Origin of the sequence: Leisingera coralii (assembly GCF_049056525.1) — a bacterium.
GTDB lineage: Bacteria > Pseudomonadota > Alphaproteobacteria > Rhodobacterales > Rhodobacteraceae > Leisingera > Leisingera coralii.
The window spans coordinates 284,646-296,607 of the sequence record NZ_JBHUPT010000002.1 but is presented as its reverse complement, the minus strand read 5'-3'; the positions used below and the strand labels follow the sequence as shown (position 1 = coordinate 296,607).

General features: G+C 65.0%; 11 protein-coding genes. 5 read left to right on the top strand and 6 right to left on the bottom strand.

The annotated features are described in order from the left end of the window. Positions 1-28: 28 nt before the first annotated feature. Positions 29-1,984: a DNA mismatch repair endonuclease MutL gene (gene mutL, locus ACFMBG_RS01955; protein WP_421053041.1), complete on the bottom strand. Its 1,956-nt coding sequence runs from the start codon at positions 1,982-1,984 to the stop codon at positions 29-31. Between the two features lie 245 nt (positions 1,985-2,229). On the opposite strand from mutL, the gene deoC reads away from it, so the two are divergent. Together deoC and ACFMBG_RS01945 are read left to right on the top strand one after the other, a co-directional pair. Continuing rightward, positions 2,230-3,219 carry a deoxyribose-phosphate aldolase gene (gene deoC, locus ACFMBG_RS01950; protein ID WP_421053040.1) on the top strand — a complete coding sequence of 330 codons (990 nt, stop codon included), beginning with the start codon at positions 2,230-2,232 and terminating at the stop codon, positions 3,217-3,219. 11 nt (positions 3,220-3,230) lie between these two features. Further along, entirely contained in the window at positions 3,231-5,567 is a 2,337-nt protein-coding gene (locus tag ACFMBG_RS01945) for an aldehyde dehydrogenase family protein (protein WP_421053039.1), read from the top strand. 262 nt (positions 5,568-5,829) lie between these two features. Here ACFMBG_RS01945 and rpsO read toward each other — a convergent pair whose 3' ends face one another. The 4 genes from rpsO to truB all read right to left on the bottom strand — a co-directional run bounded on the left by rpsO (position 5,830) and on the right by truB (position 9,436). Next, entirely contained in the window at positions 5,830-6,099 is a 270-nt protein-coding gene (rpsO, locus tag ACFMBG_RS01940) for a 30S ribosomal protein S15 (protein WP_008555454.1), read from the bottom strand. A 185-nt stretch (positions 6,100-6,284) separates the two neighbouring features. Further along, entirely contained in the window at positions 6,285-7,253 is a 969-nt protein-coding gene (locus tag ACFMBG_RS01935) for a calcium-binding protein (protein WP_421053038.1), read from the bottom strand. Positions 7,254-7,377: 124 nt separating this feature from the next. Next, positions 7,378-7,890 (bottom strand): DUF1643 domain-containing protein, encoded by a 513-nt coding sequence (locus ACFMBG_RS01930; RefSeq protein ID WP_421053037.1) that lies wholly within the window; start codon positions 7,888-7,890, stop codon positions 7,378-7,380. Between the two features lie 634 nt (positions 7,891-8,524). Further along, positions 8,525-9,436, bottom strand: a complete 912-nt coding sequence (gene truB, locus ACFMBG_RS01925) for a tRNA pseudouridine(55) synthase TruB (protein WP_421053036.1) — start codon at positions 9,434-9,436, stop codon at positions 8,525-8,527. A gap of 152 nt (positions 9,437-9,588) precedes the next feature. On the opposite strand from truB, the gene ACFMBG_RS01920 reads away from it, so the two are divergent. Continuing rightward, positions 9,589-10,242: an RluA family pseudouridine synthase gene (locus tag ACFMBG_RS01920; protein WP_421053035.1), complete on the top strand. Its 654-nt coding sequence runs from the start codon at positions 9,589-9,591 to the stop codon at positions 10,240-10,242. Positions 10,243-10,254: 12 nt separating this feature from the next. On the opposite strand, the gene ACFMBG_RS01915 is transcribed toward ACFMBG_RS01920, so the two are convergent. Then, positions 10,255-10,803, bottom strand: coding sequence for a helix-turn-helix domain-containing protein (locus tag ACFMBG_RS01915; protein WP_421053034.1), 549 nt, complete (start codon positions 10,801-10,803; stop codon positions 10,255-10,257). 111 nt (positions 10,804-10,914) lie between these two features. Here ACFMBG_RS01915 and ACFMBG_RS01910 point away from each other — a divergent pair, with 111 nt between their 5' ends. Beyond that, positions 10,915-11,628 carry an AzlC family ABC transporter permease gene (locus ACFMBG_RS01910; protein ID WP_421053033.1) on the top strand — a complete coding sequence of 238 codons (714 nt, stop codon included), beginning with the start codon at positions 10,915-10,917 and terminating at the stop codon, positions 11,626-11,628. Then, positions 11,621-11,914: an AzlD family protein gene (locus ACFMBG_RS01905; protein ID WP_421053032.1), complete on the top strand. Its 294-nt coding sequence runs from the start codon at positions 11,621-11,623 to the stop codon at positions 11,912-11,914. Before ACFMBG_RS01910 ends, ACFMBG_RS01905 begins: the two co-directional genes overlap by 8 nt. Positions 11,915-11,962: the final 48 nt, after the last annotated feature.

Genomic DNA, 11,962 nt, shown 5'->3' with positions numbered 1-11,962 from the left:
TCGTCCTCCCTTTACCGGGGGTTATTATTCAGCTGCGCCCGAACAGGCGCTCGATATCTGCCAGTTTCAGTTCCACATAGGTGGGGCGGCCATGGTTGCACTGGCCGGAATGGGGGGTGGCCTCCATCTCCCTGAGAAGCGCGTTCATCTCCTCGCCCCGCATCCTGCGGCCGGACCGGATCGAGCCATGGCAGGCGACCCGGCTGAGGATCGCCTCGATCTTGGCCTGCACCAGCTGGCTTTCGCCCTGATCCGACAGCTCGTCCAGGATGTCTTTGATCATCGCCTCGGCGTTGACCTCCCCCAGGACCGCCGGGGTTTCCCGTACCGCAATGGCGTTGCCGCCAAATGCCTCGATGCCGAGGCCGAATTTTGCGAGTTCCTCCGCCACGCCCAAGAGGCAGGCGCAGTCGTTGTCGCTGAGCTCAACGATTTCCGGGATCAGCAGCGCCTGGGCGGCAACACCGTTTTCCGCCATCTGCTTCTTCAGCTTTTCATAGACCAGCCGCTCATGCGCGGCGTGCTGGTCGACAATCACCATACCGTCGGCGGTCTGGGCGATGATGTAGTTTTCATGCACCTGGCCGCGGGCCGCACCCAGCGGCAGCTGCTCAGCCCCGGGCGCGGTGGCCTCGGGCGCATCCGAGGGCTGACCCGGGGCCACTGGTGCCTCTGGAGTTTCCGTCACCCGGCCGCTGTAAGCCCCCGCCAGTTCGGCAAAGCCTGGCGATGACGGCGCATCATAAGACGGTGCCGGCGGCTGGCCGGGGGATTGCGCCGCATAGGAGGCGTGCCGTGCGCCATAAGACGGGCGGTCCATCTGATAGACCCGCGGGGCGCCGCTGGCGGTGGGCTGCTCCACCTTCATCGCCCCCAGCGTGGCGCCGGCCACGGTGGAGGAGGCGCGGTGCCCGGCTTCGGCCAGCGCATGGCGCAGGGAGGACACGATCAGCCCGCGCGCCAGGCCGGGGTCGCGGAAGCGCACCTCGGATTTGGCTGGATGCACGTTCACGTCGACCAGCTGCGGGTCGCAATCGATGAACAGCGCCGCCGCCGGGTGCCGGTCGCGGCTCAGGAAATCGAAATAGGCCGCCCGCAAGGCACCGGTCAGCATCTTGTCCTTCACCGGCCGCGTGTTCACGAACAGGAACTGCGCCACCGCGGCACCGCGGGAATAGGTCGGCAGTGCCGCATAGCCGTAAAGCCGGATGCCGTCGCGGGTCGCGTCGATCTTCAGCGCGTTTTCGGCGAATTCCCGGCCCAGCACTGAGGCCAGCCGCCCGTGCAGCGCATCAAACAGGTCGCCGGACAGCGGATCGGCACGGAAGGTGACCCGCCCTTCGCCGCCGCCAGTTTTTCCACCTGAGACGTCGCGCAGAGTAAAGCCCACCGAGGGCTCCGCCATCGCCAGCCGTTTCACCGTGTCGGAGATCGCCTGCGCTTCGGCCCGGTCGGTGCGCATGAACTTGAGCCGCGCCGGGGTGGCAAAGAACAGGTCGCGCAACTCGACGATGGTGCCTGCCCGCAAGGCGGCCGGTTTCACCGGCTCCAGCTTGCCGCCGGATACCCGGATCTGCGCAGCCTCGTGACCCGCTGCGCGGCTGGTGATCGTCAACCGCCCCACCGCGCCAAGCGACGGCAACGCCTCGCCGCGGAAGCCGAAGGTGTGGATATTCAAAAGGTCCGAGCCGTCGATCTTGGAGGTCGCATGGCGGCTGAGTGCCAGTGGCAGATCCTCCGGCGTCATGCCGCAGCCGTCATCCGTCACCCGGATCAGGGTCTTGCCGCCATCGGCAATCTCCACCGTGATCCGTGTGGCGCCGGCGTCGATGGCGTTTTCCACCAGTTCCTTGACCGCTGACGCGGGGCGTTCCACCACCTCCCCGGCGGCAATCCGGTTGATGGCGCTGTCGTCCAGCTGGCGGATGACAGGACGGGTTTCAGACCGCGGATTTTCGCTGATATGGGGTTCTGCACTGCTCATACCGCTAAATTTAGCATGCGAGGCCGATTCTGCCACCGGAATGCGCGCGGCTGCGTCAGCAGAATCGCAAAACACGATTTCTGCGCTTCGCCGCCCGCACCCAGCGGTTGGCGGTCCCCGGCAATGGCGCTTCGGACCAATAATTTGTCCATTTAGTCAAAAAATCTGGCCGCAGCCTCGGGCGCTCGCTTGCCAATATGCCGCACCCGTGCGATTTTCGCACGGAACTCTTCTGAGGATCCCCAATGGAAAGCCATATCGCTGAACGAAGCGCGCAGCTGCCGCAGCTGGCTGAGCCGCGCAACCCCGGCATGGAGCTGGACCTGGACTGGGTCGCTGCCGTGCAGGCCAACACTTCGGCCATCGAACGCCGCTGCGCCACCCTTCCCGGCCGCCGCAGTGTGAAGAAAGACCACCAGGCCGCATGGCTTCTGAAAGCCATCAGCCTCATCGACCTCACCACCCTGTCCGGCGACGACACCGAGGGCCGCGTCCGCCGCCTCTGCGCCAAGGCACGCCAGCCGGTGAACGCCGGCATTCTGCGCAGCCTGGGGATGGAGGGGCTCACCACAGGGGCGGTCTGTGTTTACCACGACATGATCCCTACCGCAGTTGCCGCGCTGGAAGGCTCCGGTATCCCGGTGGCCGCGGTCTCCACCGGGTTTCCGGCGGGTTTGTCGCCGTTTCACCTGCGTCTGGCGGAGATCGGTGAAAGCGTCACCGCCGGCGCTGAGGAGATCGACATCGTGATCTCCCGCCGCCACGTGCTGCAGGGCAACTGGCAGGCACTCTATGACGAGATGAAAGCCTTCCGCCTGGCCTGCGGCGAGGCCCATGTGAAGGCGATCCTGGCCACCGGCGAACTGGGCTCGCTGCGCAATGTGGCCCGGGCCTCGCTGGTCTGCATGATGGCAGGCGCCGATTTCATCAAGACCTCCACCGGCAAGGAAAGCGTCAACGCCACCCTGCCCGTCAGCCTGGTGATGATCCGCGCGATCCGCGACTACTACGACCGCACCGGCTACCGCGTCGGCTATAAGCCGGCAGGCGGCATCTCCAAAGCCAAGGACGCGCTGGTGTATCTTGCGCTGATGAAGGACGAACTCGGCCACCGCTGGCTGCAGCCCGACCTGTTCCGCTTCGGCGCCTCGTCGCTCTTGGGCGATATCGAGCGCCAGCTGGAGCATCATGTCACCGGGGCATACTCCGCCGGCTACCGCCACGCGATGGGCTGAGGGCTGAACACATGACCATCAAAGAGATTTTCGAAACCATGGAATACGGCCCCGCTCCCGAAAGCGCCGCCGAGGCACTGGCCTGGCTGGTCGATCAGGGCAGCCGCTTCGGCCATTTCATCAATGGTGAATTCACCGCCCCCGGGGACGGTTTCAACAGCAGGAACCCGGCCACCGGCGAGGTTCTGGCAACGGTGACCCAGGCCACTCAAGCCGACGTGGACGCCGCGGTCGAGGCCGCCCGCAAGGCGCAAGGCAAATGGGAAGCCCTCGGCGGGGCAGGCCGGGCCAAGTACCTCTATGCCATCGCCCGGCTGCTGCAAAAGCACGCCCGCCTGTTTGCAGTGCTGGAGACGCTGGACAACGGCAAGCCGATCCGCGAGAGCCGCGACATCGACATTCCCCTGGCCCAGCGCCACTTCTACTATCACGCAGGCATGGCCCAGCTGATGGACAGCGAGCTGCCGGACGCCGAGGCACTGGGAGTTTGCGGCCAGATCATCCCCTGGAATTTCCCGCTGCTGATGCTGGCCTGGAAGATTGCGCCTGCCATTGCCATGGGCAACACCGTGGTGCTGAAACCGGCGGAATACACCTCGCTGACCGCGCTGCTGTTTGCCGATATCTGCCGTCAGGCTGGCCTGCCCAAGGGCGTTGTGAACATCGTCACCGGCGATGGCGCCGTGGGTGAGATGATCACCGCTGCAGAGGTCGACAAGATCGCCTTCACCGGCTCAACCTCCGTTGGCCGCAAGATCCGCGAGGCCACCGCAGGCAGCGGCAAGGCGCTGACGCTGGAGCTGGGCGGCAAGTCCCCCTACATCGTCTTTGACGATGCCGATATCGACAGCGCCATCGAAGGGCTGGTGGATGCAATCTGGTTCAACCAAGGCCAGGTCTGCTGCGCCGGCTCGCGCCTGCTGGTTCAGGAAGGCATTGCCGGGCGGTTCCATACCAAGCTCAAGGCCCGCATGGACGGGTTGCGCGTCGGCAACCCCCTCGACAAATGCATCGACGTCGGCGCCGTGGTGGACCCGGTGCAGCTTGACACCATCAGCAGCATGGTTGCGGCCAACCGGGCGGGCACCATGCACCAGGCGCAGGTGGAGATGCCCCAAGGAGGCTGCTTCTACCCGCCGACGCTGATCGAAGGCCTTTCCCCTGCTGATCCGCTGATGCAGGAAGAAATCTTTGGCCCTGTTCTGGTGTCTTGCACCTTCCGCACCCCCGAGGAGGCGGTGGAGCTGGCCAACAACACCCGTTATGGCCTCGCCGCGACGCTGTGGACCGAGAACGTGAACCTGGCGCTCGACATGGCGCCGAAACTGGCGGCCGGCGTGGTCTGGATCAACGGCACCAACATGTTCGACGCCGCCGCCGGTTTTGGCGGTGTGCGCGAAAGCGGCTTCGGGCGCGAAGGCGGCTGGGAAGGCCTCGCCGCCTATACCCGCCCCAAGGCCAAGGCCAAACCGCTGGCCAAGGTGGAGCCGTTTGAGGGCAGCGGCGCCCCGGCGGACCCGCTGGACCGGACCGCGAAGCTCTATGTCGGCGGCAAGCAGGCCCGCCCGGACGGCGGCTACAGCCAGGCCATCTACGGCAAGTCCGGCGCGCTGCTGGGCCACGTGGGCCTCGCCAACCGCAAGGACGTGCGCAACGCGGTAGAGGCCGCGGCAGGCGCTGGCAAATGGTCGAAGACCACCGGCCACCTGCGTGCGCAGATCCTGTACTACATCGCCGAAAACCTCTCCGCCCGCGCTGCGGAGTTTGCGGCCCGCATCGACGCGATGACCGGCAAGAAGTCCGGCGCGGATGAGGTCGAGGCCTCGATCCAGCGCCTGTTCACTGCTGCCGCCTGGGCCGACAAATACGACGGCCAGGTCCACGGCGTGCCGATCCGCGGCGTCGCACTGGCGATGAAGGAGCCGGTTGGCGTGATCGGCGCGCTCTGCGCTGATGAGGCACCGCTTCTGGGCCTGGTCTCTGCCATGGCGCCTGCCATTGCCATGGGCAACCGGGTGGTGCTGGCGGCCTCCGAAGCCTTTCCGCTGGCAGCGACCGATTTCTACCAGGTTCTGGACACCTCGGACGTGCCTGCAGGCGTGGTCAACATCCTGACCGGCAGCCATGCAGAGCTGGCCAAGCCGCTCGCCTCCCATCTGAATGTGGATGCGGTCTGGAGCTTCTCCTCCTCCGATTTGTCGGCGGCAATCGAAGCGGCCTCCGCTGGCAACCTGAAGCGCACCTGGGTCAACAACGGCACCGCCACCGACTGGACGCAGGACCAGACCAAGCGCTTCCTGCAGGAGGCCACCGAGATCAAGAACATCTGGGTGCCCTACGGCGAGTAATCCGGCAGCTTCCGGTACAGACAATACGCCGCTTCTTCCGGGGCGGCGTTTTTTATTCAAACAGTCCCTCAGGCCCGCGAGTGCCTGCCATGCCACAGGCAGCAACCGCCCGTGCGCAGCACGGGCCACGCCCAAGGCCAAAGGCGGCCCGGCGCAGCCGGCGGGCCTGCGGGCGCGGGAGCCCCCCGCTGCTGCAGTATTCCGGCTCAAAAAAACGCCCGCTCCTTTCGGAACGGGCGCTGAAATCCGGATAATGCGCGGATTAGCGGCGGATGCCCAGGCGCTTGATCAGGTCCTGGTAACGGGCCTCATCCTTGCCTTTGGTGTAATCCAGCAGCTTGCGGCGCTGAGCAACCATCTTCAGAAGGCCACGGCGGCCGTGGTTGTCCTTCTTGTGGGTTTTGAAGTGCTCAGTCAGGGTGTTGATGCGCGAGGTCAGGATTGCAACCTGGACTTCCGGGGAACCGGTGTCGCCGTCCTTGGTTGCGAATTCTTTCATCAGGCGCGCTTTTTCTTCCGCAGTGATCGACATCGGGGTCTCCTTCATAGGTTAGAGTGGATGGCGCAGGCCGGGATGTCGTCCAGCACAGGCCCGTGGAGAAACCTGCCGCAGAATCGCGGCAGATGCGGGCGTATATGATGTTTCCGCTGTAAAGGCAAAGGCTAACTGCCGGATGCCAGGAGCCGGTGCGGCGTGCGAAGGCCAAGGGGACCGGGCTAGCTGGATGATTGCGGCAGCAATCCTGTCCCGGCCGCCGACTCCTGGTCGATCAGCACCAGATCCGCCGCCGTCAGGCCTTCGGCCCCAGAGACCCGCATAGCTGCCCGGCCATTGACCAGAATCAGCTTCTCTGCCGCGGCAGCCGGGTTCTGCCGCACCTCCACAGTGGGCTCCTCCCCGTCTTCGAAATCCCAGACCACCACCAGCTGGTCCTCGGCCGCATCGTAGTCCATCAGCTGCACCGCCTCACCGCTGCCGGTCCAGCTGCCCACCATGAACTGATCAGCACCGCCGCCGCCGGTCAGGACATCGCCTGCACCGGCAATCAGCGAGTCATCGCCGTCTCCGCCATTGACATAATCCTGGTCCATGCCGTCGCCGGCACCGGAAACCACATCATTGCCATATCCGCCGAACAGCGCGTCCTCGCCAGCGCCGCCCGCCAGGCTGTCGTCGCCATCGTTGCCGTGCAGCGTGTCCTGGTCCGCACCGCCCTCCAGCCAATCCTGGCCCTGGCCGGCGTGCAGCAGATCTGCGCCACTGCCGCCCAGCAGCCTGTCGTCACCGGAATGCCCGTAAAGACTGTCGCCGCCGGTGCCGCCTTCCAGCCAGTCGCCACCGTCCTCGCCGTGCAGCAGGTCGAAGCCGTCTCCGCCAAAGAGGCTGTCATCCCCATCCTGCCCGTACAAAAGGTCGCTGCCGGCGCCGCCATCGATCCAGTCGCTGCCGCCGTAACCGCCGATCTGGTCATCCCCGGCACCGCCGAACAGGCTTTCCGCCACCCCGCTGCCCGCCAGAACATCGTTGTTCTCCGTGCCGGTCACGGTACTGCCGCCCGGCTCAATAAAACCGCCGTCGAGACCGTCGCCATCTGTGCCTGAATTGGGCGGGGTACCGGAATCCTCTTCCTCCTCCGGCCCGGTATCAACCAGGACCGCACCGCCAACCGCAACAAGTCCCAACACACTTGCCAACCACAACATTGCCCGATCAACCCTTGGACAAACTAATACAGAAAGCACAATTACACGTTGAGCTGCCAAAAGCAAAACAAAGCGGGAACACAGGTTAACGCAGGATGAAGATACCTTATCCTGCCTGCCACAGCTCCGGCTGCTGGCTGTAGGCAATATACAGCGGATGCTTCGGGTGCCCTGCCTTACTGAGCCCCAGATGGTAAAGCGGCTTGCCGGTGGACCTCAGCGCCGCTGCGGCGCGCGCGCCCTGGCCGCGGTGCGCACCGTGGGTGCCCCAGGCACAAATCACCATATCGGCCCAATCCATCCCTTCCAGAATCGCCGCCATGTTGTCCGGGCCTTCCGGTGCCTCCAACCGCCGCATTTCACGCGGGTCGGTCACCCGGCAAGCAAAAATGTTCGTGGCCCTGAAACCGCCAAACCCCAAAGCACGGGCACGCCGCTCGCAGCGCTCGATGGTGGGATCATTCTGCACCTCAGTTGCAGTCGAGGGGTTGAGCATCACGAACATCACCCGCCGCCCCGCCGGGTCCCAGACCCGGGTCAGGCTGTAGCGGTAGGTTTCGCAATCCGAATAAACGGCGGTCGAGGGGGCATCGCCCTTGGTGTGGCTGCGGGTGATCATGCGCGCTTTACTAATTTGGCACGGCCTGCATTCCAAGCAGGATCACCGCAACTCTCAGGGGAAGGGCACCGCAGCGAGCGTGATTTTCGGCTGCTCGGCAGGATCAGCCGGTTCTGCCAACAAACCATGATGCCAGCCCCGCCTGACTTCTGACGAGGCCCCAGAGCATGGATCGAAGCAGCCTTGAGGCGATTAGGTAAGCAGTGCTGGCCTGATGTTTCGCGCGCGAAACATTCCGTCAGAATGCTTGACCTTTTTTTTCAGCTCACCAGGGATTTTACAGGGGCTATGCGCACTAGCTGTTCGTAGCCACGGCAGATGCGTTGAATGCTATGAAACGTTACGCATTTTTAGGCGGAGTCGCACCCCGGCACGGAGCCGGTGCGGACTTGGTTTTTCAACGGGATCCTCATGGAATTTCCGGTTCTGCTTTCACAGGCAGCGGCCGGACCATTACGTCCAATAGCGGCACGATGACCAGCGATGCGGGCACGGACTAATTTCCGGCTGCCTTAGTACTTCAGAATATTGTGCTGAAACCTGGCACAGCCGGGCCGGTGATCAGGCCGAGCCGGGCACCCGGCACATCCGGTTGGAGGTCTTCCGCAACAACAGGGGCTGACAAGCAACCGGATCACTCCGGCTGCACAAAAACCCGGCTCGGATGCAACTCGCCTGACTTGTAGATGCCAACGGCAACGGCCTTGCCCTCAAGCGAGGCCCAGGCCTCGTCGCCGTATTCCACATCCGTGGCCATCACCATGCCCGGGTTGCCGTTGCGCAGCCGCACAGCCCCCTGCGGGGTGCATTTCAGCTCGGGCAGGTCAGCGAGGCCCTCCTCCAGCGGCCGCAGGTACTGGTCAAGCTCAGGCGATTTTGCCAGTTCGTCGATCAGCTCCAGCGAAACGCCGTCTTCGGCATCAAACGGGCCGGACCAGATCCGGCGCAGTTCCTTGACATGGCCATGGCAGCCCAGCGCCGCCCCCAGGTCGCGGGCGATCGAGCGCACGTAGCCGCCCTTGCCGCAGGTCATCTCCAGCACCACGTGATCCTCGTCGGGACGGTCCAGCATGATCAGCTCTTCCACCCACAGCGGGCGGGCCTCGATCTCCACATCCTCGCCATCGCGGGCGAGTTTGTAGGCGCGCTGGCCGTCGATTTTCACAGCGGAGAACTTGGGCGGCACCTGCATGATCTCGCCCAGGAAGGGCAGCAGCGCCTCCTTGATCTGCTCATCAGTGGGGCGCGCATTGCTTTCGGCGATCACTTCCCCCTCGGCATCATCGGTGTTGGTCGCCTGGCCCAGCCGCACAGTGAAGGTATAGGCCTTCAGCGCGTCGGTGATATAGGGAACGGTCTTGGTCGCCTCGCCCAGCGCCACGGCCAGAACCCCGGTTGCCTCAGGGTCAAGCGTGCCTGCATGGCCGGCCTTCTTGGCATCCAGCGCCCAGCGCACCTTGTTCACAACCGCGGTCGAGGTCAGCCCCGCAGGCTTGTCCACCACCAGCCAGCCGGAAATATCGCGCCCTTTGCGTTTGCGTGCCATGCCTTGTCCCCATGTGTCTGTGAGGCGCGCCGGTTACCGGATCGCCGGGACAGTGTCAATTTAGCAAATGGCAGGGCTCAAGGGAAAGCGTCAGGGTCTGCGGGAACTAGCCATGCTTGCCCCCGCGCGCCTCTGGCGCTAGGCAGGCGGTCATGGCCATTTCAAGCGAATACATCCCGCCGCAGGACCCGCTGGAGATCCTGCACCACGACGCCGAGCTCTTGGCGGTGAACAAGCCTGCGGGCCTGTTGTCGGTGCCGGGCCGCGGCGAGCATCTGGCGGACTGCCTGATCACACGCGTTCAGGCGGTGTTCCCCGAGGCGCTGCTGGTGCACCGGCTGGACCGGGACACCTCCGGCGTGATGGTATTCGGCCTCTCCCCGCATGCGCAGCGGCACCTGTCGATGCAGTTCGAGAAGCGCACCGCCAAAAAGGCCTATGTGGCGCGGGTGGCGGGCAAGCTGGAACCGAGGAGCGGCACGGTGGACCTGCCGCTGATCGTCGATTGGCCGAACCGCCCGAAACAGATGGTCTGCCATGAGACCGGCAAGCCGGCCGTCACCGATTGGCGGGTGATGAAATACGAGGACGGCTCCACCCGGGTGCGGCTGACACCGAAGACCGGGCGCTCGCATCAGCTGCGGGTGCATATGCTGTCGCTGGGCCACCCGATCCTGGGCGACCCTCTCTATGCCAGCGGCGCGGCTTTGGATCACCCAAGGCTGATGCTGCATTCCGAGGAGCTGCGGATCAAGCACCCCGACAGCGGCGAGTCGCTGAAGTTCCGGGTGAAGCCGGAGTTCTGAGCCCGCCGCAGCTCACGGCGCTTCCATCACCATAATGAACAGCGTATCCGCCTGCAGCGCCTCATAGCTGTGCGGACGGTCGCCGGGATAGGTGTAGTAGTCGCCGGGCTGCAGGATCTCTTCCTGTCCCTCCGATCCCGCCCGCATCTGACCCGAGCAGACCAGCATATGCTCCACCGTGCCGCGCGGGTGCGGCTGGGCGCAGCGGACCTCTCCAGGCTGCATCACCACCCGGTAGACATCCCGGCGCACATTCGGCGGGCAGCGCGACAGCAGGACCGCGGTGAAATCCGACAGCTCCGATTCCAGTGGCTCCCCCTCCCCTGCCCGGATCAGGGTGGTAGAGGGGGCTTCGGTCTCAAACAGCAGGCTCAGCGGGATATCCAGCGCCGCAGCCAGAGCCCAAAGCGTCTCTACACTGGGGTTTCCGTTGCCTGCCTCCAGCTGCGACAGGGTCGATTTGGCAATTCCCGCCTGCGCGGCAAGCGCCGAGAGCGACTTGCCTGCGCGGTTGCGCTCGCGCTGGATCGCTGCGGCAATCATCTGGTGGGGCGCTGACATGTTCTTTATTTCATCCTTTCGTTCGACTTGACGAACAAGTAGATCGTTCGATATAGAAGCCTCACGTTCGGTATAGCTGAACCGCAGACCCGCTTCCAGAGGAGCAGTCCAATGGCCCTGCAAGACATAGCCGACAGCAGCAGCACCCGCGGCCAGCTGACCGCCGGTCTGCACGACATCCTGCCCCTGGCGGTTGGCGTTGGTGTCTATGGGCTGGCCTTCGGACTTCTGGCGGCACAGGCCCGGATGGACGGACTTCAGACCGGGGTGATGGGAACCATTGTGTTTGCCGGCTCCTCTCAGATCATCGCTGTAGAACGGCTGGTGGCCGGGGCTGGCGCCGGCGCGGCGCTGCTGGCCGGGCTGGCGCTGAACCTGCGGCTGCTGCTGATCACCGCGTCGCTGCGGGATGAATTCGCAGGACGCCCGTGGTGGCAGGTGCTGTTGGGCGTTCATCTGGCGACGGATGAGAACTGGGCGCTGATGCACGCGATGCGCGCCCGCGGCCACCGCGCCGGCTACTGGTATCTGGTTGGCGGCGGCCTGGGGCTGGTGGCGGTCTGGGTGCTGGCCACGGTGGCGGGAGCAAGTTTTGCCACGGTGGCGCCGGAGCCCAAAGCTCTTGGTATGGACTTTGCCTTCACTGCCGCCTTCATCGCCATCCTGCGGTCGTTGTGGAGCGGCAGCACCATGCTGATGCCCTGGGCCGGATCCATCGCCATCGTGCTGCTGGCGGGTATGCTGACTCCGCTGGATCCGACCTGGACCCTGATCCTGGGCGGCCTCGGCGGCGCGGCCATCGCCGGAGTGCTGGGCGATGACTGAAACCTGGACCCTGATCTTCGGCCTGGCGGCGGCAACCTTTGCGGTCCGGTTCTCCGGCTACATGCTGGGCCGGCGGCTGCCGGAGCACGGACCCTGGGCACGCGGCCTGCAGGCGCTTCCGGGCTGCCTGATCCTGTCACTGGTCACGTATCTGTTGATGCAGGGCGGTCCACAGGAGTGGGCGGCCGGCGCTACCTCCCTGGCCGTAGCACTGGCAACCCGCAGCCTGCCGCTGACCATCGCCGCTGGAATCGCTGCAATCTGCCTGCTTAGAGCCTATTTCTGATCTCATGCCCCCTTGCCCGTGCGCAGCACGGGCCACGCCCAAGCCGGC